The organism is Thermogemmatispora sp. (assembly GCF_042408735.1).
Classification (GTDB): Bacteria; Chloroflexota; Ktedonobacteria; order Ktedonobacterales; family Ktedonobacteraceae; genus Thermogemmatispora.
This window is the reverse complement of sequence record NZ_JBHOQV010000094.1, coordinates 1-23,149: the sequence shown is the minus strand read 5'-3', so window position 1 is coordinate 23,149 and position 23,149 is coordinate 1. Positions and strand designations below refer to the sequence as shown.

The window sequence follows — 23,149 nt, the reverse complement described above, 5'->3', positions numbered from 1 at the left end:
ACGAGGCCAGGAGAGGGCAGAACAGGACGAAACGGAATGTGAAGAGCCAGAGCGGAGATAAAGCGAATCTTCGGGCCTTCTGGTGTCTCCCGAGCTGCTCAGGCACTGGTGGCCGGGCTATCACGCAACGCCTGTTCGCTCTTCTTCTCGCCGGAACGGTCGGCTGCGGCCCCCTCAGCGGCGCGCTTTTCCTGCTGCTCTGTCAGCAAAAGGCGGGCCGCCTCGCGTGTGTTGAGGGGCAGACGCGGAATATCCTCGGAGAGCTGCGTTAGCTCTTCAACCTGCAGTTCTTCTTTGATCTTGTCTTTCACGACACGGGCCTGGCCCACTCCTCTGCCCAGGTTGCGGGCAACCGATTGGAGCGCCCGTGGCCCAAAGAGCGCTAGCCCGAACAGAATAATGATCAGCAGATCAATTGGATGAAAACCCATAGGTGCCGCCTTTCGTCTTTGCTCTCCAATTTTTTGGTGACGACGAGTCCTCTCCCGACTCCTTACCATAGGCGGCCAGAAGGCCCCTGCCTTCAGGCATGGGGAGTAGTCACTACATGTAGTATGATACCACATGACTTTGGCTCTGACGAGAGCGGCACCACCAGCCTTGGAGAGGTCCGCCCGCAGAAGCCGCCTCTGCTCAGAGGCGCCGTCAGCAAGTTTCCCTCGCTCGCTGACAAGCTCTCCCACAGCTCATTGGCTTCCTTCCTCGTCAGGCACTCACTCGATAAGGTCACGCCGATCTCTCTCGAGCGCTCGCGCAATCTTCTCCAGAGTGCCTATCGTGATGTGGCAATGAGGACCACGAAAGATCTTTTGGACAACACGCACGTCCACGTCAGCCAGACACCAAAGCCCGGCCCGGCTGATCCCTTTTTCACGGGCAACTTCTTTGACCCTGAACCTGATCATACTAACATCACAGTCATAGGGATTTCTGATCCTTAAAGAAAGGCCAGCTTTTCTTCGCCCACTCTTCAGGGCACGGCATATTGCAGACTATATCATCACCGTCAGCTTTGTATCGATTATATACTAATGCTCACCTTATTAAGGTGGTTTTGAAAGTAATAATTATTGTAACAATATTATAGTAATGTTTCTAAAAGTCATTTCTTTGGATGTGAGCGATAGAGTGGCTCGCTCAGAGGCAGAGGCTCTTGCAGAGACCATTCGCCAAGAGAGCGGCCCTGGAGTCTGCTATCCAGGCATTGAATGAAGAAGAAAGCTGGGCGCCTGGCAGCTACTATGTGCTCTGCACCTATGCCAGCGGGCTACCATTGGTGGTGCGCAGCCACGAGGTGTGGTAGAAGCGGAGGCTCTGGGGCAGCAAGGGAACCCCTTCACGCAGGCCGAGCCCACGGTGGAGGCCCCGCGCGTCCCAGTCGGGCGGGAGTCAGCCAGCACCAGCGCCTGGCAGTCTGCGCCTGTCCCTGACGGGCTAGCCATCCACCTCTCGCGAGATTTCGAAGAAGCAAAGGGATGCAACGTAGAGCCTTTTTAGCCAGCACCTCGATCTTGACGGGTGACGCCGTTCTGTCTCCCACGGCCTGTCAGGACCCCACCTTTGTCCTGGCGGCCATCTAGCCGGAATCGCAGGCCCGTCCGCTCATCCGGGCGGCCACCCTGGCCGAGGGGGCGGGACGCCTCTACGAGGTCCTGCGACTGGCCCACACCGCGTGTGAGCTGGCCCACGGCCTGCGCTATCGGGGGTAACCGACGCCTATCTCGCCATCCTCTGGAGCGAATACGCCGGCTCGCGGCGTGACGCCACGGCCCTGGATGCGGCTTACGAGGCGACGCGCGCTGCACGGGATCTGGCTTCACGCTAGTGATATCAAGCAATTGCAGCTCCAGCTTGCTCTCCAGAGCAGCCCAAGAGCTGCGACCGATCTGCGGCGCCTGACCTTGGCTGTCTGTACCAGCCAGAAGGAAATGTGCTCAGACGGTAGCTGGCACTGGGCGCGCCAGCTTTGTCGTCAAAAGCCTGGAGGCCCTGATCCCACATGGCTACCTGAGTAAGGCCCCTGACCCGGCTTTCCTCTTCTCACAGAGCAACTCTCCCAGCTGCGAGGCCTACGAGGCTCTGCGCTGGGAATGGGCCGCTATCCGCCTCCACCTGTTCGGAACCCCGGCCCAGTGGTGGACCTTTCGCCGCCAGGCTGCATGCGCCGGCTATATCCCCTAAACCGTGATTGCCCTCTCAGGCCGCCTCCTCTGGCCGCAGTAATCGGCTCACGGGGATTCTTTGAATTGGCCGGGACAAGACAGCGAAAAAATTCATGAATAAAAAAGTGATCGTTGGGAGTTTATTATATTGGAGAGAGTGCCGAGGTTGACCATCCTGGCTCTCTCCTACAGAGTGGTTCATCTTATCTCTCGGTATCTCTTCGTGTCTCTCAGACCACGCCTCGTAAGAGGGGGCAACCCACAACGAGGATAACGGACGGCCAGGGGAAAGCGAGGAGGCTGAAGAAGAAGGGCTATGGCTGTAGGGAGAGTCCGGCCCGGTCAACGCAGGAGATCCAGGCCCGGGGTTTTCCCCCACACACCCCCACTCCGAGCCTGCCGATTGCTGTTTTTCGGTTCCTGCTACAGCAATCGGTCTCCTTCTTTTTGGGTCCCGGCCAGCAGCGCCCGCCCTCTTGCTCGCGCTGCTTCTCTCCACCCTGCTACAGTCCGCCTGCTCGTCGTACCTCCACGCTGCCTTATGGCCAGATCGGGTGAGAAAGGGGGCCGAGACTACTGCCTCGCCTCTGGGCTGTGCTATCATCTAAGCCGAATATAGAAATGCGGAAATACAAGGAGAGCAGCGATCGGCGCCGCGTGCGCCAGCCAGCAAGCCAGTAAGTGAGCGAGGAAACGATGCAACCGAGAGAGAGTTTTCCGCAGAGTGGAACCCACCTACGTACGATCGTCATCAGTGCCCTGGTCCTTTTTGCTGTGGCAGGCATGATGAGCGGCTTTGCCTTTGGGGCGGCTGTTCATCACCGATCCGGCGCGAGCCAGCCGACGCCCTCGCCGACCGTACCGACCATCGCCCAGCACACCATTACGCCGACGCCCACGCCTTCGCCGGTGCCCATCCTGCTCGGCATTCCCCGCTTTGCCGCCGGACCCACCTTTAGCGAGGTTGCCGATGGCCAGACCAGCTACACCGTGACCGTGCAGGCCATCGATAAACAAGGGCGGGCCATCGACCGCAGCGGCGTGACCTGCAAGCTCTGGCTGGTGCACCGTGTCCCCGACGGGGCCCTTCTGCAGCTCCCCGACATTGGCAAGCGCATGGATCTGGCCAGCATCCAGCAGCCCATTCCTGGACAAGTCAAAGACAAGCCCTACAATGAGGTAGCGGGCCTGCAGTTCTCCGCCGGTACACCACAAACCCAGTCCTGCGACTCCCAGGGGCGAGCCACCTGGAACTACACTATCTCCCCGAGCCTGGAGCCTGGTAAATACGACCTCGTCTTGCTCACCGACTGGCAGGGGATCCACTACAACTGGAGCTGGGCCCACATCGTCGTTACCAAAGCCCCAGGACAGGGGCCAGGCAACGACTAAGGGAGGGCGAGACGAGAGTGCCCAGCCAGTCGCAAGCCGCCAGCGGCCAGGCATGGGAGCCTCACGGGGAGCAGTCTGCAGTCCACGAGAGCTGCCGCTGGCTCTCAGGTTCTCTCTCCCTTAGCCGGTCGTGATCTCAGCTGCCACCGGGCCTGATGGCTTCCGACGATGGATCAGACCTTGTCTGCTTTCCGGGCGTCTCCCAGCCAGCCGCTCACTTATGCTCTTCGTACTCCGCTCGTCCGTCCAGGATCTGGGCTAGCTCCCGCAGCACTCCGCGGACCAGCAGCACCAGGCGCGAGCTAGCCGCTGCCGCCGCAGCCAGTACCTCATCATGAGCGACCGGCTGGCCTTCAGCCCCCGTGGCGCTATTGGTAATCAGGCTTAGGCCAAGGACACGCAGTCCCATATGGCGGGCCACGATCACCTCGGACACCGTTGACATCCCCACGGCATCACCCCCGATCTGGCGCAGAAAGCGCAGCTCGGCAGGCGTTTCGTAGGATGGCCCACTGACCATCACGTAGACCCCCTCATGCAGACGCAAGGTAGGGATGTCGCCCGCCACCTTCCGGGTCAGGGCCCGTAGCTCTTCATCGTAGGCCGCAGTCAGCGCTGGGAAGCGCACCCCAAAGCGCTCATCGTTAGGACCGCGCAAGGGATGCCAGCCCGCCAGCCCGGGCAGGTTGATGTGGTCACGGATCAGCATGAAATCGCCTGGCTGATAGGCCGGATTCAAGGCTCCCGCCGCATTGGTGACCAGGAGTACCTGGGCCCCCAGGCGCGCCATCACGCGCACAGGCAGCGTCACCTCCTGCGGCGTATAGCCCTCGTAGAAATGCAGCCGTCCCTGCATGGCTACCAGCGCCACTCCCTCAAGCTGTCCCACTATCAGGCGACCGGCATGGCCCGCCACCGTAGAGGGGGGCCAGTGCGGCAGTTGAGCGTAGGGGATGGTCGCCACGGCCTCCACCGTCTCGGCCAGCTCACCCAGGCCCGACCCAAGAATCAGCCCAACCTGGGGTACCAAAGGAGAAAGTTGCCGGATCGCTGTTACGGCCTCTTCAACCTGGTCATACAACATAGGACTATCCTCGCTTCAACAGAGAATGACAGCCGGCCGGCGTCTGCCAGCCTTGTGGCTCTCCCGCCCCTTTCGATACATGAACATGTTCTAATAATGCCTGGATGCCTTGGGCCTCGCTGCTACGCTTAATGGCCAGCAGCATCAGGGACCGGCGCAGCTGATGGGGGGTCAGCTCCGCAATGCCGGCGCGCTGGGCGTAGTTTCTGACCACCAGCCAGAAACCCTGGCGGGTAAGCCGTCGGCCATGATGGTTCACGAACAGCCCAGCCTCCTCGGGATGATGACGGACCAGGTGAGGGCGAGAGCGCAACAGATACTGTTCCAGAGCCATAATAGCCTGCGCCGTCAATGGGCACTCTCGATAGCGGCCATCGCCGCTCGGATAGATCAGCAGACCGCGAAGGCGATCGAAACAGTCCGTATCGAGGGCCACCAGCTCGGTGAGGTGCATGCCAGTGGCATAAAGGACGTGCATCATCGCCAAGTCGCGCATGCCAGTCGGCGTGACGGGAGGAATCTGCTCCAGCAGGTGAGCAAGCTGCTCGGCGGAGAGCACAGGAAAGGAGGAGCCAAGAGTACGGGGAAGCTGCAGCAGCTCCAGGGGATCGCTTTCCAGCAGTCCCAGGCGCTTAAGATAGCGCAAAAAGGTCTTGAGCACGGCCAGCTTGCGGATGATGGTCGTTGGCTGGTAGGCGCGCACCTGGCGCATCTCCTCGAGATAGGCTCGCACGTCCTCGCTCTCTACCTCCGACCAGCGCAGACGCTGGCGCCTTTCGGCCAGAAAAGCCGAGAACTGAGAGAGATCGTTGCGATAGGCCGCCACCGTGCAGCAGTTGACTCCGGCGCCCCGCTCAGCCAGCGTAGCGAGATAAGCCTCCACAGCTTCTTGCAACATCGCGACATATCCCCTGCCCAGAAATGAGAAAGAAGTACATCTACCACCATCTTCTCGTCTCGTGCGTGTATGAGGGAGGAGTGGGTGGCTTGCCCTGGTGCTGGCATTATATGCCAGAGGTTGGGGAGAGGCAAGAGGAGCTACAGAAGAGTACCACTGCGCCGAGACAGCAGCGGGTGCTATAATAGGACTATCCGCCCGGGATGCACAGGGACAACCCAGCGATGAGCTTGAATGAGACGCGGCAGGCCGTCGCGCCAGCTCCCGCGCTCCCCGCGAGTGGCAACGGTCCGGCGCCTACGCCGTTATTGCCGCTACCCTGGAGTCCTATCCATTATACCTAGCTAGCTGGAGAGAGAGATGAGCAAGTTTTCTGATATGCTGAGCCAGGCACGGCGTGGCCAGAGCGGTGGCGCCATCGGCTTTTTCGGCGGCAAGAGCCGACCGGCGATCAAGCCACGTGCCGCCGCGCTCCTGATTGAGTTTCCCGCCGTGGACGCGGGCCAGGCGGAGGCCGCCATCAAAGCCGGAGCGAACGGTCTGCTCTTCCACTGGTCTGGCTCCGCCCTGGACAGTGCCAGCCTGGCTACTTTGAAACAACTCAGCGAGACTATCCAGAGCCAGGACGAGAACGCCGCTCTTGGTCTGCACCTTCGTGCCAGCAGCAACAACCTTGAGCGTAAGACCCTTGAGGACCTCAAAGAGCATGGGGTACATTTCTTGATCGTGCCTCCACAGGCGCCGGCTCGTCTCCTGACCTTCCACGTGAAGGATTTCGACCTGGTGGTGACGCTCCCCTGGCGCAACACTGACCCCCTCTATCCTCTGGTGATACGGAACCTGGGCGCGTTCGAGGCCGTCTCGGCCCTGCACCTGGATGGGAGCGAGCTTGGGCTGGAGCAGCTGAGCATCGAGGAGGCCCTTGGCTACCGCGCGCTGCGTGAGGCGTTGCGCCTTCCGGCTCTGCTGAGCCTGCCGTCGCTCAGGAGCGAGGCGGCGGCCTATGGTCTGCTGGCCCTGGGGGTGCAGGCCGTGATTGTGCCAGCCGCCGAGAACGCCGCCGCCACAGCGCAACGCATCCAGGAGCTGCGCCAGTGGTTGGAGAAGGTCCATCAGCAGGAAGAGAAGGAGCTACCTCCACCGACCCTGCCTCAGCCGCAGATTGCGCCCTCTTTCGAGGAGGAAGAGGAACCCTAGAGACTGCCAGCCTCCTCTGCCTGGCCTGGCCAGGCGCGGGTCAGTCAGGAGAGAGAGAGGGCAGCCCAGGCCCAACCCAGGCGGGCGCTTGGGCCATTTGGCTCGCCCCCTACCGGCTCAGTTGATGGCCAGGTGGTCCGCTCTCCCACCCGGGGCACGAGAGCTTCGCCGCCCTGTCGGCAGGCCAGGGTAACCGCATCCACCACCTCGTAAGGACAAGGGGCCGGAGCCGCTTTCGGCGCACGCCAGATGGCCCCCTCTTCTGTAGCGCCGTCCGGCCCTGCGGCTGGCAGTTCGGACGGCGGACGGCGGGCCGTCTGGCGAGGCGGCAGAGGCTACAGGCCGTTCTTCTGCCCGCTGTTTGTCTGACGCCGTTCTCTTCACTCTTCCCCCAGGCGCGGAACGGCAAAGTGCTTGCCGGTCTGCCAGTGCAACTGGCGCCGGGGGATACTCCGCAACAGTTGCCTGGTGAGCTGCCAGACTCCCTCGGGATCACTATTGTTGCGCCAGTAGTAGTAGCAGGCGACTTCGTCAGGCTCGGCTTGCTGCGCAAGCTGGAAGAATCGGGGCAGTTCCTGCTGGCCCTCTTCGTCCAGGTCAAAGTTCTGCAGCCAGAGCAGGCTACGCTTCTGATGCTGGCGGGCCAGATCGACAATCTCTCGCTCGCAGCGATCAGGCTCGACGCTTCCTGCTGTTGCGGTCTCAGATGGCGAAGGCCGGGAAGGCCGCCGCAGGTGCAGGCCCAGCATGTCCAGGTCCGGTAAGAGTACCAGGTCCTCGACCAGACTGGCGTCGTAGGACGGGAGCACAATGGCGGTCCTGACATGCTTGTCTATGCCTTTCACATGGGCGCAGAGATCTCCCAGGAAGGTCACCCAGGAGCGACGCCGGAAGCCCGCCAGGTCGGTCACATCCGGGCAGAGCGCCCGGCAAACCGAGCAGAAGCAGGTGATTTCTCCATAATGCGGCTCGTCGAGAAGAATGCCGTTGATGGGATAGGCGTTCAAATAAAAAGCGATCTCTTGAAAGAACCAGCGGCGAAACGGCTCGTGGTTGAAGCAGGTGAGATCGTGATAGCGACCGTGGTGGTCCAGAACGCGCGACTCGGGATGATGGAAGGTGTACCAGCTCGGCGCTGGCGAGGGCGTGGCGAAGAGGTTGCCATGCTGGCCCGGACTCAGATAGACTTTGAGGCCAACGTCCTGCGCAAGGAGCAGGCCACGCTCGAGGTCGCGCGGCCAGTAGCGACGCTCCTCATCCTGAATGCTGTAGACGATGCTGCTGGCGCCCGCGGCGCGAATCTGCTCAAAGTCCCGTCTGACGAGGTCGGGATGAAAAAGTGAGTGGAAATAGGCAACAGTAATGTCCATGACGCTCACCAGGCAAGCGGTCCAGGATAGGTGGTGCGGAGACCGATTTCTGCTCTTGCTGAGCAAGCAGCTTGGCTATGTTGGGAAATAGCTCGCTGGTAGTATACCACAGGTGGGGCAGAATAGTTCTCCCGCGAGCGAAAAAGGACTAACTTCCTGCTCAGAGACTGCCCTCTTGACAGGCTGCTCAGGGAGCGGCACAATCCAGGCGAATGACTATGACGATGCAATGGCAATGGCTACAACCGGATGTTAGTTGCGCTCTTCGCGCCTACGCCAAGATCAATCTCACGCTCGATATCCTCGGTCGCCGAGGGGACGGCTACCATGCCCTGGCCACGGTCATGCAGACGGTCGATCTCTACGATACGCTCTGCCTGACGCTGCGCGACGACGAGGAGGTGCGACTAGTCTGCACGCGGCCCGAGCTGAGCACAGAGGCGAATCTGGCGCTGCGTGCGGCTCTGGTGCTCAGGGAATACACAGGAGAGCGGCGCGGCCTGCAGATTGAGCTGCAGAAGCGTATCCCCTGCGCCGCCGGCCTGGGCGGGGGGAGCAGCGACGCCGCCGCTGTTCTGCTGGCCCTGGCACGCCTGTGGCAACTGCAACTGACGGCAGCGGAGCTGGTGAAGCTGGCGGCCTCGCTGGGCTCGGATGTGCCTTTTTTTCTCTACGGAGGACTGGCCCTCTGCGAGGGCCGGGGCGAGCTGGTGAGACCTCTGCCTCCCTACTGGCCCACCGAGCTGCGCTGGCTGGTCCTGCTAAAGCCGGCCATCAGCGTCGCAACCGCCGAGGTCTTCTCTGCCCTGACGGCCCGCGACTATAGCGATGGCTCACATACGCGGGCGGTCTGCGCGGCTTTGCAGGAACAGCGCATGCCCTCCCTGGCTCACCTCCATAACGGACTTGAACGCGGGGTCGTGGAACGCTATCCGGAGGTAGCCGCCGGGCGAGAAGCCTTGCTGGAGGCAGGTGCGCCTTTTGTGCGCCTCTCAGGAAGCGGACCGACGCTCTTTACGGGACTGGCCGACCTGGAGCAGGCTCACCGCCTCTGGCTGCGCCTTCAGGAACAGGGCTACGAGGTCTATTTGACACAGCCGGTCTCGTGCTCAGCAGAATCGCTGACGCTAGCACCACTCCCCGCTCGTTGAGCGGCCTGGCGCTGCAGCGGGTTGGCCAGAGCACTCGACTGGTTCGAGCGCCCTTTGCTATAATGCCTCTATCGACCGTCGGCTTGCAAACGTTGTCAAGCGCCAGAGGAGGCCAGCATGAATATTTGGGACTCTCTGCATCGCGGCCTGGAGAAGGCTTCTAAAGAAGCGGCTCGCATAGGGCGCATCCGCTCCCTGCGCAGCACGATCGAGCGACTCAAGCGCGAATGTAATCAGCAGGAAAGCGGCCTGGTGAGTAGGGCACGCGAGCTTTATGAGATGGGGCAGCTACACCAGAGTGAGCTGGTGCCGTTTTGCCAGGCGCTGGCCAGCCTCCAGCTCCAGCTCAGCGAGGCCCAGAGAGAGCTGCAGAGCCTGCAGAGCGGGCCTGATGCCCCTGCTCAGGGCCAGACCGAGATTATTACCAGCTATCCTGTACCGGAGCCGGGAACGCTTCCAGCCTGGGCCCCTCCAGGCAGCGGTGGGCAGGGGGAATCGACCCTGGCCAGTCAATCCCCTTATGGTCCTGTGACCGGAGGGGAGCAGGCTACTCAGATCGCGCCTCCCCCTCCTCCGCCTTCTACTGGCGACAGTAGTCCTTTCGCCTCTTCCGGCCATAGTCTGTCCTACCCTGCAGCCCCTGTTCCCCCACCGCCACCGGCGACCAGCCTCCCCTACCCGCCTACGCTTCCAGCCTTTCCATCGACGCCGGCCTATCAGCACGAGGGAATGAGTACCGGCCCCAGCGGGACGGCAGGGTCGTCGGCCACGCTCTTGAGCGGTAGCGGCGGCAATCTCTGCCCTTCCTGCCAGGTAGCGCTGCCTCCCGGCCTGCGCTATTGCCCACGATGTGGCCAGGCCCTCAATGTGGTCAGGGACACAGGTTCTTCCGAGGACGAGAAGGTTGCCGACCTGGCTCAGGAGCCAACGCGCGCCAGCTCCCCCTCGGTGGACCTGCCTCACCTGAGCGATCAGGAAACAATTTTACAGCCGCTTCCAGGGCCACAAGGGCCGGGGCCGGAAGGCCCTTCTGAGAAGCCGGCTGCCAGGGAAGACAATCCCCACGAGGAGCCAGGAGGCTCCTGACAGCTCAGGCACAGGAGAGGCAGGCAGTAGCAGAGCTGGCTCCGCTCGGGCGCGTGGGAACAAGATGGCTGCTTTTTTGGGAAGCGCCAGAGATGCAAGTATAGCACAAAAGCATGATGACCGGATCTCTCCAACCACATATCTCTTATGCTTCATCTATGAGCATAGATGGGAAGTGAGGACGAGCCAAAATACTATGCATGGAGCTGCTCTGCGCCAGCATGTAGTGAGCCTGCTCTGCTATATGCTGCGCTTTCCTTTCGCCTGTTTCAATCTCGTCGAGCGCTGGTTACGGGGCAGCGCCTGGCGAGAGCCGCGCCGGATTGTCTTGATTAAGCCCTGCTGCCTGGGGGACCTGCTGATGACGACGCCGCTGCTGGAAGTGTTACGGGCGGCCTATCCCCAGGCCCAGATTACCTATGTGGCCGGTAGCTGGTCGAAAGTGGTCCCAGAGCATCACCCCGCCGTGGATGTGGTCCTGGATTGTGGCACGGTTGGCATTCCCGGGCGCTATCGCCTCGCGGACTATCTGCGCTTTGCTCGCCTTCTGCGCCAACAGCGCTTCGATCTGGCTCTGGTTCTTGATCGCTCGCCCATGCTGACTTTGCTCCCCTGGCTGGCGGGCATTCCCCGCCGCGTGGGACCGGATAGCCTGGGACGGGGCTTCTCGCTGACCGACCGCGTCCCCGCCCCCGTCTCTCCAGCGGCGCTGCGCCATCAGGCCGAGCTGTATCTAGATCTGGCGCGCGCGCTGGGCCTGCCACTCGGGCGCCCCCATATGCGCTTTGTGCCTACGAACGAGGAGCGACACAAAGCTCAGACCTTGCTTGCGAGCGCTGACGGACAAGAGGCTGAGCCAGGTCTGCTGGTTGCGCTCTTGCCTGGCGGCGGCTCTAATCCGGGCATGACCTTGACTGCCAAGCGCTGGCCAGTCGAGGGCTATCGCGAACTGATTCGCCGTTTGCTGGCCGAGCTGGAGGCTCGCGTCTTGTTGGTTGGGGGGCCAGAGGATCGCGCGCTTAACGACGAGGTGATGGCCGGTCTAAGCTCCCCCGCAGGTCGGGTGCTCAACCTGGCTGGCAAGACCAGCTTTGGCGAGCTGGCGGCAATCTTCGAGCGATGTGCGCTCTTCATTGGCAACGACAGTAGCCCCATGCACCTGGCGACGGCTGTGGGGATCCCTGTCATCGCCCTCTTTGGCCCCACCAGTCCCCAGGAGTATGGTCCCTATCCTCTGGATGAGCCGCACCATGTAGCCCTATGGCAGCATCCGCGCGGGGAGCCGTGCTTTTTCTTGGGCCGCATGCGGGCCTGTCCTGAGTGCACCTGTATGCAAGCCCTCAGCGTAGAGACGGTCTGGCGGGCCGTGCGCCAGCTACTGCCCAGTCCTGAGCGGGGAGGGATTCGCTGATGCGGGGACTGCTGCGCGCGGCGATTCTGCTGCTGATCTACGTCTTGGGCTTGCCCGGGACCTGGCTGGCGCGGCGACGGGCCCGGCGCTTCCTCTCTTCGGCTGCCGTTCCTCGGCTGCTGCTCATGCGGCCGGACCATCTGGGGGATCTGATCCTGACAACTCCGGCTCTGACAGCCCTCAAGGAGCGCTGTCCGACGGCCCAGATGACGTTTCTGGTCGGACCGTGGTCAGAGGCGGTGGTGGCAGGCCATCCGGCGGCGAAGCGGGTTGTGACCTGTGCTTTTCCTGGCTTCCGGCGTGCGCCCCAGGGGGCCCTGGGTCCCTACTGGCTGCTGCTCCGCCTGGCCTGGCGGCTGCGGCGCGAAGGCTACGACCTGGCCATTAATTTCCGTCCCGATTTCTGGTGGGGGGCAGCCTTGCTCTACCTGGCCGGCATCCCGTACCGTCTGGGCTACGACCTGTCCCCAGGCAGGCGCTTCCTGACTCATGCCCTGCCTTTCGTGGCAGGGGAGCACAGCACTCGCTCCAGCCTGCGTTTAGCCAGCGCCGCCCTCGAGCTGCTGGGCCAGGCACCGCTGCAGGAACCATTCACTCCCGCAGACTACCCCTTGCTCTTTGAACCTGCAGCCCAGGAGAGAGAGCAGGCACAGGCCCGGCTGGCCAGGGCCGGGCTGAGCGATGAGGTGCCTTTTGCGGTCATCCATCCCGGCAGCGGTGCCGCCGTGAAGCTCTGGCGTCCAGCAGGTTGGGCCACCTGCGCTCTAACCTTGCTGCGCCGCTACGGCCTGCGCCTCGTCTTAACGGGCGCCGTTCAGGAGCAGGCCCTGCTTGAGGAGATTGCCACACTGGTCGGCCAACAGCTCAGGGCTGATGAGCCACCTCCTCTCTTACTCTCCTCTCTGAGCGTCGGTGAGCTGGCCGCTGTCCTGCGCCGCGCCCGACTCGTGCTCGGGGTCGATAGCGGCCCTCTGCACCTGGCCGTCTCCCAGGGGACGCCGACCGTGGCGCTCTATGGGCCTGCCGACCCGCGCATCTTCGGCCCATGGGGCGACTCCAGACGCCACGTGGTCATTCTGGCCAGCCAGCGCTGTCCTTCTTGCCCGCAACTGCCCTGTGGGCGCCTCGATATCGCTCCGCAGGACCTGCCATCGCATCCCTGTGTACGTCTGATTCCAGAGGAGCGCGTCCTCGCGGCAGTGGAAGAACTCCTGCCAGCACGCATGTTGTAGAATAGGGATGGCATGCAAGAACTATGACCGCAAGAGAAGAACTCGACGACTACGGCTATCCGCTGCGCCCGCCGACCCGGCGCCGTCTGCGCAAACTACTCATTCAGCTCAGCAAGCGCACGCTGCTCACAGCCATCTACCTGGTTCTGGGCAGCTACGGCCTGCTGCTGCGCTGTGCTCGCCTGGTGCGGCACTATCAGCCACTTGACCCGCAGCACTTTAAGCCGCGGCGCATTCTGATTATCCGTTTGGACCTGATCGGGGATCTGGTCCTCTCGCTCACGCTGGTGCACGCACTCAAGCGGACCTACCCAGAAGCGGAAATCGATCTGCTGGCCATGCCCTCGACAGCGCCGATCGCCGGAGCCGATCCTGCTCTGGCCCAGCTTCTTACTTATGATCCGAATATCTGGCGTCGCCCTAAGGCCCTTGTTCGAGGGTCCAATTGGCGAGAGGCCGCCGCTCTGCTCCGCCGCCTGCGAGCCCGGCACTACGACCTGGCTGTGAGCGTCTTCGGTCCCTGGGCCGCGCTTCTGGCTCTCCTGAGCGGCGCCCGACGCCGGGTAGGTTTTGCAGGCGAGGGTTATCCTGGTTTTATGACCGACCCGGTTCCGGGCCGGCATTGGCAGCCTGGCGACCGTCGCCACGAGGTCGATTATTGTCTGGAGCTGGCGCGCGCCGCGGGCGTCAACGTGCGCGCAGACGATCGCTTTCCGCGTCTCTCCATCGATCCCGAGGCCCGGCGCGAGGTCAAGATGCTGCTCAAGCGCCTCGATCCCGCTCTCGCCACTGACGAGCAGGCAGAAGCAACAGGCTTGCCCTCGCGGCCACTTGTGGTCTGTCACGTGGCCTCACATAACGGCTATGCCAAACGCTGGCCGATCCCCTACTGGGCACGCCTGCTGGCGGGACTGGCTCAGGAAGCCCAGGCCCATCTGGTTCTCACGGGGGCCAGCGGCGACCTGCCCATCATTCAGGCTATCCTGCAGCGCCTGGAGGAGGAGAGATCGACAGCGGTGCTCAACCTGGCCGGGCAAACTACCCTGCCCCAACTGGCGGCCCTGATGCAGATGGCCGACCTGGTCATCAGCGGCGACAGCGGCCCGATGCATATCGCGGCGGCTACCGGCGTCCCCCTGATTGCGATCCACGGCCCGACCGATCCCGCCCTCAGCGGACCGGTCAGCCCACAAGCGACAATCGTGCGCAGCGGCCTCTGGTGCAGTCCTTGCTATGACGCCCGCAGCCCAGCCGATTGCCGTTTCCATACAGTGCAGTGCATGAAGGAGGTCACGGTGGAGCAGGTGCTCAGGCTGGCCCTGCGTCGCCTTCGCGAGCGCCAGCCAGCGCCGCCCTCGGCCTCCCCCGTTTTGGTTCGTCCATCAACGTCGGCCAGCCCAGAGCAGCCAGACCACAAGGAAGACCAGCCCAACGACCTGTCCAGAGGAGGGCAGCAAGCATAGTGCAGCAGCAACAATATCTCTCCTTGAGAGAGCCATCAACAGAACACGATCCGCAGGCACAAGGCCAGCAAGAGCCGGCGCTGCGCTTGCCGGAGAAGGCGCGGATCCTGGTGATCAAGCTGGCCTCGCTTGGCGATCTGCTTCTGGCCACACCAGCCCTGCGGGCCTTGCGGGAGACCTACCCCCAGGCCCGCATCGACTTGCTCGTGACGCCAGCCTCCGCCGATCTCCTGGCCGGCTGGGAGGTCATCGATGAGATCATCGTTCTTGACAAGTACCTTTTCGATTCGCCCAGACAGGTTCTGAGCAATCCATTGCGGCTCAGGCGCCTCTGGCCACTCTGGCAGCGCCTGCGGAACGCCCACTATGACGCCGTGCTTCTCCTGCACCACCTGACTCTACCCTTCGGGCGCCTGAAACATCAGCTCCTGGTACGCGCCACGGGAGCGCGCTGGCGCGTCGGCTTAGATAACGGCCACGGCTGGTTTCTCAACGTGCGCGTCAAAGACGAGGGCTTCGGGGCCATGCACGAAGCCGACTACAACCTGGCCGTCGCCGCCGCCGTTGGGGCTTACACCAGCGACCGGCGCCTGACGGTCCCTCTGGGTGAGGCCGAACGGGAAGCGGCCCGCCTCCTGCTCTACATGGATGAGGCCCCAGACCCTTTTACGCGCCCAATCATCGCCATGCATCCAGGTAGCGGCAGCTACAGCACCGCCCGTCGCTGGGCCCCTGAGCGCTTCGCTGACCTGGCGGACACCCTCTACCGTGAGGTCGGAGGGCAGCTTGTTCTCCTTGGGGGACCGGAGGAACGCGAGCTACATCAGCATATCCTGAGCCTGCTGCGCTCTGGCCTGCCAGCGCGCAGCTTTGCCGGCAAAGGCAATGTCAAGGTGACTGCCGCGGTGCTGGAGCAGGTCGATCTCTTTATCGGGAACGATGCGGGCGTCATGCACCTGGCGGCAGCGGCGGGGACGCCTACCGTCGCCATCTTCGGCCTCTCGAATCATCGGGCCTGGGGTCCCTATACAGGCGACGTGCCGGGACGACAGGCCATTGTCGTGCGCCTCGACCTGCCCTGCATGCCCTGCTTCTACCGCGGCCACGAGCTAGGTAGGCCCGAGGGCTGTGCCACCCGCGACTGCCTGGCGAAGCTCGGCGTCGATCCGGTGGCCGCCGCGGCGCGCAGCCTCCTGCTCCAGGCCGGCTACCGGCCAACCTCTCCCCAGCCCACCTCCCAGGCCAGCCCGTCCACCTCCAGCGAGAACCACTGAAGCCGAGCCGCGCGAGCCTCGCGCTGGCAGTGAACAGAGCGAGCCAGACAGACGGGCTGGCCCCTGCCCCCGCTCAGATCCCAGCTTCCGTCTTCTCCGCCCTGGCCGGCTGACCGCTACAACGCCTCACCGGGCGCGAGAAGTTGCCGATCTCAACCTCGGGCAGCTCCCGACGCAGGATCTCGATCAGGGTACGCATGCCCAGGGCCTTGCCCAGGGAATCCAGCGCGGGCAGGCGCGGCAAAAGCAGCTCTGGATCGATATTGAGATTGCGCAGTTGGATCAGACGCAGACCCGTCTCGCGTACAAAGGCTAGCAGAGCCTCCACCTCGCGCTCACGGTCAATCAGCCCAGGGAAGCAAAGCAGGTTGATTGAGGCATAGACGCCGGCATCACGCGCGCGCTTGAGCGACTCTTTGACGTCGGCGAGCGTATATCCGATCGGTCGATAGTAGGCCATATAGGTCTCCTCTCGACCAGAGATGGTGCTGGCGCGCAGCATATCAAGGCCGGCATCATAGAGACGCTGCAACCAGCGCGGATTGCTGGCGTTGGTATTGATATTGATCACCCCGCGATCTGTGCGCCGGCGGATCTCGCGGATAGCCTGCTCGATGCGTCGCCACTGCAGCAAAGGCTCGCCCTCGCATCCCTGGCCAAAGCTCACGATGGCCTCTTCGGCCTGTTCCAGATGGGGAACCGCCACCTCCACAATCTCCTCGACCGTCGGCACAAAGGTCAGGCGGTCCTGGGGTGAAATCAGCTGCTCCTCCTCCTGCTTCGAGATGCAACCGACACAGCGGGCATTGCAGCCGGGAGAAACCGCGATAGCCATCTCCCAGCGACCAAAAAACAGATTGCTGGCCGTAGGGCAATAGTAGTCCAGCGCACAGTGAGCGTGCTGCTTTACAATGCGATTATCGGGATAGGCCGCCAGCTTTTCTCGGACAAGATGCTCCAGGGTACGGCGCGGGAAGGCCCGCGGATGCCACTTGCGCGGCTCATCGGTACGCAGAGCCGCCACAAAGAGCTGCCCTTTCAGGCCAGCCACAGCACAGTAGCCAAAGAAGGGCAGGGGTCCACCATCAGGGTCCTTGCTATAGGCCGGCAGATGGGTGCGCGTATAGCCAATCGGCAGCAGCGCCGCCAGGGCCCAGACTCCCCGCCGCCGCAGCGTGCGAGGCCGACCGCTGGCGTCCAACCCCACAGGCCAGCGACCAGGAAGCATCGAAAGCGTAGCCCCATCGGGAAGAGGGATCAGCTCCTCAGCCCGCAGAAGGCTCCCATCGAAAGCTAGCGCGCGCAAGCCTCGCTCTTCAAGGACCTCCCCACGCGCCGTTGTATAGACAAGATAAGGTTCCTTCATCGCACCTCTTGGACTCTGCTCAGCGGAACTTGGGCAAGAGCCGAGCCATATACTGCTACTAGCTAGTCACTTCAATGAGTCAGGCCAACAGGAGCACCGGATCTGGCTGATCATGACGGTCCACCTTAGCCAACAGCCAGCCGACCAGCCGGCACCGCAGGCGACAGAGAGCGGAGCGCTCACCCCCGGCCAGCGGGCGAGCAAAGAAGGAAGCGGAGAACAATCCTGACAGAGACAGAGACACCCCACCCGGAGGCCGCATGTTGTTGCGCCGGCACGGCGCTCCTGGTCCAGCGGGACGGCAGCGGAGAGCGAGAGCGTACCCTGTATCAGAGGCGAAGCGAAGCCCCCTGCACGGGGAGCTGAGTTGGTCAGTGGACGACCGGCGGGATCACCGGTAGCTGTGGATTGGTCGGAGGACCTTCGGAGCACTCATCATCCAGCTCCAGCAGCCGCGAGTGAGTGCTCCCGGCCTGGGTCTGAGCCTGGGCCGGCAAGCGCTGCTCCAGCTCCGACATCTCCTCATAGACAAAGCTTAGCAGGATATGGTTGTTCAGCACGCTCTGGCAGACATGACGGATGCGGGGGCGCTCGGCCTCCATCCAGGCATTGATGGCCGCCTCAAGGGCGGAGATACTATCGCCGCACTGGGCACTATCAAAGCCTTTGTATCGATACACCCCTCTGTCCTTTCCCTGCTAGAACACTCAGGCAGACTCAGCTACATAACGCTTTCTATCATCCATCTGGACAAGAGTTTACCACGAAAGCGCAGGACTGACCACTGCCCCCAGACGCTGCAGCTCGTAGAAGAAGTGAGGGAAACTTTTGGCAATATGCTCCACGCCGCCCAACCTCAGCCCGCGCCGGCTGCGCATTCCCACGATCGTCAGGGCCTGCAGCAGACGATGGTCGCTATGGCCATCGACCCAGACCCCTCCCTCGACGCCCTCCGGCTGGCCATCGACCACGATAGCGTCCGGCAAGGGAGTCACCCGGCAGCCAGCACGCAGCAACTCGGCACAGAGATCGTTAATGCGATCTGACTCCTTGTAGTGGAGATTCTCCACATTGTAGAAGACGCTGCGCCCCTCAGCAAAGCAGGCCAGGGCCACCAGGACAGGAATACAGTCGATCGCCCGGCTGCCATCCATCTCCAGCCCACGCAGGGGCCGCCCACCGCGCACGCGCAACATCTCCCCTTCACGCTGAAGGTCGCAGCCCATAGACTGCAGAGCGGCTACCAGCGCCTCCCCGTCCTCCTCGCCAGCCGGCAAGCGCCCAAGCCGGAGCTCGCTGGCGGGATCGGGCATAGCCGCACAGGCCGCCAGCAGCGCCGCCGCCGAAGGATAATCGCCAGGCACTACATAGGTACCAGCGCGGTAGAGCTGAGGAGCCGGCACCCGAAAGCGCCTCAGAGCCGGATCGTGCTCGATGGCGATACCTGCCTGACGCAGCACCTTGAGCGTCAGCAGCACCATCACCTGAGAGGTCAAGCCGTCAACAACCTCGATCGTCAAGGGTTCGGTCAGCAGAGGAGCAAGAAAGAGCAAGGCGCTAAGATACTGCGAGCTACGCGCCCCCGAGACCACCACATGCCCGCCGCGTAGCTGGCCTCCATAGAGGGTGATCGGCAGATAGCCCTCCGGCCCCTGAGCCTCAACCCGTACCCCCAGCGACTCCAGAGCCTGCAGCAGCTCGCGATTGGGTCTGCGCCCCAGCGACTGCGGCTGATCGGTCACAAAGGTCACCTGAGGCAGCCAGGCACTCACCCCGAGCAAGAGGCGCAGGACCGCCCCCGCATTGCCGACGTTGATCGTCACCGCTCCCTCCGCCCGAGGCCGACCTACCCCCCTCACCAGCAGGCGCTCACCCGATGCTCCTAACCAGGTAAGCTCTGCCCCCAAGGCCCGACAGCCACGGAAGAGCGCCTCACTGTCTTCGCTGAGAGCAGGAAAGAGCACCTGGCTCTCTCCCTCCGCCAGACTTGCCGCCAACAGGTAACGCAAGGTATAGTACTTGGAAGAGGGAAACGACGGTTCCCCCCGCAGCAACGTTGTCGGCGCAATCGAGAGACTGCGCCCCGGCTTGCCCGCCGCTGTGCTTCTTGCGTCTCGTTGTTCCATCTCTCTTGCCTGGCTCACGCGCGCATCTTGCCTGCCTTGCTTATCATGCGCACCACCAGGAAGCACAGCCTGGCCATGCGCCGCGCAGCAGAGCCGTCTTTCTCTTGGTCAACAGCTCCACCCACACACCCACGCATCGACCGCGGGTCGGAGCCTGTCTTCAGGCAAGATAGTATCACGTCGGCGCTCTTTTTCTCAAGAGGCGCGCCAAAGCGAGATGACATGCAGGCCAGCCGACGCAACTTTGTAATCGGCAGCCAGCACGACATATGTCCTCCGCCGGCCTTACAAAAGGATTACACTGTACATACAAGCAGTGCTACACTTTATAGTGCATCATTTTATCTTTTCAACAAGGAGAAGGTCATAGCTATCAATTGACTAAAAATGTATATTCTGCTATACTAGGATTCCATATAGCAGAATTTCTAGGAGGCGCCAGACGATCGTGAAACAAGACCATTTTGTCATCGTGGGAGCGGGGATCGTGGGACTGGCGACGGCCTATGCGCTGCTGGCCCGAGGCATAGAGCACGTCACCGTGTTGGAGCAGGAAGTTGTCGATCATCCGCGCTCTACCTCTCACGGAGCCTCGCGTCTATTGCGCTTTGAATACGGAGCTAACTCCCTCTATTCTCAAATGGTTATACTCAGTTTAAGTCGCTGGATGGCACTGGAACAGCTCACAAAGCGAACACTCTATCTGCGCACGGGCCTACTCCTGCTCGGCCATGAGGACGATGGCTTTACCCTGGAAAGCTATCGCACCCTTCGGGCCTTGGGCCTGCCGACAGAGCGACTCCCCGAGCAACAATGCCGCCGACGCTTTCCGCAGTTTGAGACCCATGCCTTTGATCTTCTGACCTATAACCTGGAAGCGGGGATTCTCCATGCCTCGACTGCCCTGCGCGCTCTCAAAGCACTGGTGAGCGAGCTGGGGGGCAAAATCTGCGAAAGAACGCGCGTCTGTGCCCTCGATGTCAGCGGTCGACAGCGGCCTCTGCGCCTGCGCCTGGCCGATGGAAGCAGCATCTGTGCCGACCGAATCGTCCTGGCCACCGGGCCTTGGGTTCATCGGCTGCTTGGCGAGCTGCATCTGCCCGTCCAGACAACCCGCCAATACCTGCTCTACTTTGGGGGGTTGCCGCTCTCCAGCTTCGGCGTCCATAGTTTTCCCGCCTTTATGGCGAACGACCTCTATGGGCTGCCCATTCACAGCACCTACAGCGCCAACGGCGAGGGGCTACCCTGGCTCAAAGTGGCCTCTCATGCCACCGGGCCGGCCATCGATCCCGACGAAAGCGAGCCTCCCACGCGCAGCCAGCAGCTTGTTCGCCAGGCCATTCACGACCTGGAGGAGTTGATCCCGGCCCTGCGGCGGGCCTATCTGGCCCATGTTGGCAAATGCATCTACGACATGAGTCCCGATGGCGACTTCATTATCGACTCCCTGCCCGATGAGCCGCGCGTGGTCTTTGCAACGGGCCTCTCGGGCCACGGCTTTAAATTCGGTCCCTTGCTTGGTGAGCTGCTCAGCAGCCTGATCTGCAGCGAGGAGCCGCTGGTCTCGCTGCAGCCTTTTCGCCTGGCCCGCTTCCGCGAGCGCGATGCCCTGGGCAGTCGCCAGCCTGGGGCTATTGATCAGCGGGCACCCAGGTAAGCAGCCTTCCATCGCTGGCATCGAAGAGCAAGTAGAGGCGCGAGAAGATGGGCACCACGCGCCCCAGCGGCCGCAGCGGGTCGTGGATCTGAAACGGTCCTCTCAGCTCGACAAGACAGACCAGCGCTCGCTCCCCAAGCAAGGAAACCAGGCTCTGCCGGGGCCGCCATCGGGCCAGGCGTGCCGCGACCTCTGAGACGGAGAGAAAGCTCACGCTGCCCACCTTGGGCCTGGTCCCGAAGAGGGTGTACAGAGGAGGATGCTCACCGAGATAGGTCCGCGCATCCTCCTCCTCGAAGGCCGGTATTTCCTGCCGACGGCAAGGAATCCTCAGTTGCTCCTGCTCCTCAGCTGGCATCTGCCCCTCTCCTCTTTCTCCATCGAGGTTCGAGTTGGTCCCGCCAGCACACTGGCCAGACATCTTTTTCTTACTCACCTCCCGGTCTCGTCGACGAGCCTCTATGGCCTAATTCTGGCTTTCTGCCAGACCATATTACCCGCATTATCTCAAGCGAGCATCATCATTATATAAGGGAGGAGCATAGGGAAGCTGACCACAGCAGGCCCGGCACCGACCTGCATGACCCTGTTTCGCCAGGCAGGCAAGGCCAGACAGGGCCGCGCACAGCCAGGCAGGGACCTCCCGAAGCGCTCCTCCGGCAGTCCGCCGCGCGGAGCGGCGTCAGTTGGTAGACACCCTCTTTGCGTACTACAGTATGCTAGTTGTAAGACGGAGGCTGCTCCGTTCAGGGAATACCGCAGGTGCTTTTTGGGAATTCAGGAGGAAGGAGAGACATATGGCAAGAACCCGTACCCATCATGAGGAGATGACAGGCCGCGAGCTGGAGCCTCCTACCGAGCTGCTCACCGTCAGCGAGGTGGCCCAGCGGCTGCGCGTCGACGACACCACCGTGCGGCGCTGGATCAAGTCGGGCGCCCTCGAGGCTATCCTACTTCCCCACCGGGGGAAACGTCAAGGCTATCGCGTCAAGAAGAGCACCCTCGATGCTCTGATCCACGGCACGACGGCGGTCAGTGTCTAGCTAGATGGAACACCTGACCCTGGAGAGGAGGATCCAGGCCTTGCCCGGCCAGGGCATGCAGGACAGTGGAGCCGCAGGACAATGAGGGCCGCTCGTCCCGTTGTTGAAAGCGCTTCAGGCTGGGCAAGAGGCTGACCTTCTCCCTCGGTACTCTGCGGGCAGGCCGCCTTGTCCGCCGCACGACCGAGAACGATCGCCGCTCCCCCCTGCAGAGCACCGGGATAGGCCAGGTCGAGAGGGGAGGGAGCATGAGCCGGCCACCCTCAGTCCGCCTTTGCGGTCCACCGCTCGCTCGCTGACAAGCGGCGAGGCCCGAGACCCGCAGAGCGAGCGGTGGACCGGTTTTTTCTTCCCGCGCTCGTTGCCGGGTCCACAGCGCTCGTCGCCTGGCCTCGCGAGAGCGCCGGACCCGGCCCGGCCTGGCGTATGGCCGTGTTTGTATGCTATGCTATTAGCAAGAAGGTGAGGATGCAGGCGGCTGCCATCAATCAGGGCGATCCGGATCGGCATGCCCCGGGAGGTCCATCGGTGCCAGAGAGAGGCACAGGAGAGGACCAGAAACGTCTCTAACCAGGTGATCGCCTTTGACATGGACTTTTCTGCTGCCCATCTGAACGTGGTGGACCAGCCGGCCCAGTTCATCTTCGACAGAAGGACGGGTCTATCACAGAAAGAAGGAACGATCACCAGTCAAGAACCGCTGACGTTCGCGGAAGGGAAGTTGCCAGCCTTGGCGACCAAAGCCCACCTGCACCCAGGCCGATCGCTCGGCGAACAGGCTCCGGCGGCAAGAGGACACTGACGGAGCCGGGCCGGACGGCGATCAGGCAGGCAATCGGCAAGGTGTCAACTACTCTACGATTCATACCGGGGACCTCCGACGCCGGCTACGGTTGGTGTGGATGATGAACCTGCCTCGGACAGGGAGGGAACAGATACCGACCAGCACGCCCACCCCGGGGAAGCTCCCTTCGGGAAGAAAGGAGACCAGGGCCAGGACAACAGCGGTTCGCTGGATGGCTGTGATCGGATATTCCGTCAACCGTTACTACCTCCAGCAAGGGATCTGCTTTATTGAGATCACAAAGGTGAAGGGAATGGCAGCAAATCGAGGCAATCGCGAAGCACGCAAGGCCGAATTGCTCAGGATCTCGCGCGAGGTCTTCGCCGAGAAAGGATTCGAAGCAACGACCATCTCCGAGATCGTGGCCCGCGCCGGCGTGGCCCAGGGAAC

At 62.6% G+C, this 23,149-nt stretch carries 20 protein-coding genes; 12 read left to right on the top strand and 8 right to left on the bottom strand.

What is annotated here, in order from left to right:
• Positions 1 to 98: 98 nt before the first annotated feature.
• Positions 99 to 431, bottom strand: a complete 333-nt coding sequence (locus tag ACFMO7_RS07745; RefSeq protein WP_376794951.1) for a twin-arginine translocase TatA/TatE family subunit — start codon at positions 429 to 431, stop codon at positions 99 to 101.
• 722 nt (positions 432 to 1,153) lie between these two features.
• Between ACFMO7_RS07745 and ACFMO7_RS07740 the strand changes: the two genes are divergently transcribed.
• Together ACFMO7_RS07740 and ACFMO7_RS07735 are read left to right on the top strand one after the other, a co-directional pair.
• Positions 1,154 to 1,303 (top strand): hypothetical protein, encoded by a 150-nt coding sequence (locus ACFMO7_RS07740; RefSeq protein WP_376794950.1) that lies wholly within the window; start codon positions 1,154 to 1,156, stop codon positions 1,301 to 1,303.
• Between the two features lie 1,555 nt (positions 1,304 to 2,858).
• Positions 2,859 to 3,554 carry a hypothetical protein gene (locus tag ACFMO7_RS07735; protein ID WP_376794949.1) on the top strand — a complete coding sequence of 232 codons (696 nt, stop codon included), beginning with the start codon at positions 2,859 to 2,861 and terminating at the stop codon, positions 3,552 to 3,554.
• A 214-nt stretch (positions 3,555 to 3,768) separates the two neighbouring features.
• On the opposite strand, the gene ACFMO7_RS07730 is transcribed toward ACFMO7_RS07735, so the two are convergent.
• Together ACFMO7_RS07730 and ACFMO7_RS07725 are read right to left on the bottom strand one after the other, a co-directional pair.
• Positions 3,769 to 4,638, bottom strand: coding sequence for a purine-nucleoside phosphorylase (locus ACFMO7_RS07730; protein WP_376794948.1), 870 nt, complete (start codon positions 4,636 to 4,638; stop codon positions 3,769 to 3,771).
• A 4-nt stretch (positions 4,639 to 4,642) separates the two neighbouring features.
• A complete protein-coding gene (locus ACFMO7_RS07725) occupies positions 4,643 to 5,536 on the bottom strand; it encodes a tyrosine-type recombinase/integrase (RefSeq protein ID WP_376794947.1) in 894 nt (297 codons plus the stop codon).
• 360 nt (positions 5,537 to 5,896) lie between these two features.
• On the opposite strand from ACFMO7_RS07725, the gene ACFMO7_RS07720 reads away from it, so the two are divergent.
• Positions 5,897 to 6,733, top strand: coding sequence for a hypothetical protein (locus ACFMO7_RS07720; RefSeq protein WP_376794946.1), 837 nt, complete (start codon positions 5,897 to 5,899; stop codon positions 6,731 to 6,733).
• A 380-nt stretch (positions 6,734 to 7,113) separates the two neighbouring features.
• Here ACFMO7_RS07720 and ACFMO7_RS07715 read toward each other — a convergent pair whose 3' ends face one another.
• Positions 7,114 to 8,103, bottom strand: a complete 990-nt coding sequence (locus ACFMO7_RS07715) for a hypothetical protein (RefSeq protein ID WP_376794945.1) — start codon at positions 8,101 to 8,103, stop codon at positions 7,114 to 7,116.
• Between the two features lie 218 nt (positions 8,104 to 8,321).
• Here ACFMO7_RS07715 and ispE point away from each other — a divergent pair, with 218 nt between their 5' ends.
• From ispE to ACFMO7_RS07685, 6 genes are all read left to right on the top strand, one after another.
• Positions 8,322 to 9,254, top strand: a complete 933-nt coding sequence (gene ispE, locus ACFMO7_RS07710) for a 4-(cytidine 5'-diphospho)-2-C-methyl-D-erythritol kinase (RefSeq protein WP_376794944.1) — start codon at positions 8,322 to 8,324, stop codon at positions 9,252 to 9,254.
• A gap of 117 nt (positions 9,255 to 9,371) precedes the next feature.
• A complete protein-coding gene (locus tag ACFMO7_RS07705; protein ID WP_376794943.1) occupies positions 9,372 to 10,340 on the top strand; it encodes a hypothetical protein in 969 nt (322 codons plus the stop codon).
• A gap of 196 nt (positions 10,341 to 10,536) precedes the next feature.
• Positions 10,537 to 11,751: a lipopolysaccharide heptosyltransferase II gene (gene waaF, locus ACFMO7_RS07700; protein WP_376794942.1), complete on the top strand. Its 1,215-nt coding sequence runs from the start codon at positions 10,537 to 10,539 to the stop codon at positions 11,749 to 11,751.
• Positions 11,751 to 12,983, top strand: a complete 1,233-nt coding sequence (locus ACFMO7_RS07695; protein ID WP_376794941.1) for a glycosyltransferase family 9 protein — start codon at positions 11,751 to 11,753, stop codon at positions 12,981 to 12,983. The genes waaF (ACFMO7_RS07700) and ACFMO7_RS07695 overlap by 1 nt, the downstream gene beginning before the upstream one ends.
• Before the next feature lie 23 nt (positions 12,984 to 13,006).
• Entirely contained in the window at positions 13,007 to 14,446 is a 1,440-nt protein-coding gene (waaF, locus tag ACFMO7_RS07690; RefSeq protein ID WP_376794940.1) for a lipopolysaccharide heptosyltransferase II, read from the top strand.
• The gene (locus ACFMO7_RS07685; RefSeq protein ID WP_376794939.1) at positions 14,446 to 15,720 is read left to right on the top strand and encodes a glycosyltransferase family 9 protein; all 1,275 of its coding nucleotides are present in this window, start codon (positions 14,446 to 14,448) and stop codon (positions 15,718 to 15,720) included. Before waaF (ACFMO7_RS07690) ends, ACFMO7_RS07685 begins: the two co-directional genes overlap by 1 nt.
• Before the next feature lie 73 nt (positions 15,721 to 15,793).
• Here the strand turns inward: ACFMO7_RS07685 and ACFMO7_RS07680 are convergent, their stop codons facing one another.
• From ACFMO7_RS07680 to aroA, 3 genes are all read right to left on the bottom strand, one after another.
• On the bottom strand, positions 15,794 to 17,086 hold the full coding sequence (locus ACFMO7_RS07680; protein ID WP_376794938.1) for a radical SAM protein: 1,293 nt from the start codon (positions 17,084 to 17,086) through the stop codon (positions 15,794 to 15,796).
• A 371-nt stretch (positions 17,087 to 17,457) separates the two neighbouring features.
• Positions 17,458 to 17,766 (bottom strand): hypothetical protein, encoded by a 309-nt coding sequence (locus ACFMO7_RS07675; RefSeq protein WP_376794937.1) that lies wholly within the window; start codon positions 17,764 to 17,766, stop codon positions 17,458 to 17,460.
• Between the two features lie 78 nt (positions 17,767 to 17,844).
• The gene (aroA, locus tag ACFMO7_RS07670; protein ID WP_376794936.1) at positions 17,845 to 19,212 is read right to left on the bottom strand and encodes a 3-phosphoshikimate 1-carboxyvinyltransferase; all 1,368 of its coding nucleotides are present in this window, start codon (positions 19,210 to 19,212) and stop codon (positions 17,845 to 17,847) included.
• A 448-nt stretch (positions 19,213 to 19,660) separates the two neighbouring features.
• Between aroA and ACFMO7_RS07665 the strand changes: the two genes are divergently transcribed.
• Positions 19,661 to 20,872 (top strand): FAD-dependent oxidoreductase, encoded by a 1,212-nt coding sequence (locus tag ACFMO7_RS07665; RefSeq protein WP_376794935.1) that lies wholly within the window; start codon positions 19,661 to 19,663, stop codon positions 20,870 to 20,872.
• On the opposite strand, the gene ACFMO7_RS07660 is transcribed toward ACFMO7_RS07665, so the two are convergent.
• Positions 20,847 to 21,230, bottom strand: coding sequence for a hypothetical protein (locus tag ACFMO7_RS07660; protein WP_376794934.1), 384 nt, complete (start codon positions 21,228 to 21,230; stop codon positions 20,847 to 20,849). The genes ACFMO7_RS07665 and ACFMO7_RS07660 overlap by 26 nt on opposite strands.
• 439 nt (positions 21,231 to 21,669) lie before the next feature.
• Here ACFMO7_RS07660 and ACFMO7_RS07655 point away from each other — a divergent pair, with 439 nt between their 5' ends.
• Both ACFMO7_RS07655 and ACFMO7_RS07650 read left to right on the top strand, forming a co-directional pair.
• Positions 21,670 to 21,915 (top strand): helix-turn-helix domain-containing protein, encoded by a 246-nt coding sequence (locus ACFMO7_RS07655; RefSeq protein WP_376794933.1) that lies wholly within the window; start codon positions 21,670 to 21,672, stop codon positions 21,913 to 21,915.
• A gap of 902 nt (positions 21,916 to 22,817) precedes the next feature.
• A partial coding sequence (locus tag ACFMO7_RS07650; protein WP_376794932.1) for a TetR/AcrR family transcriptional regulator occupies positions 22,818 to 23,149 on the top strand: 332 nt, incomplete at its 3' end.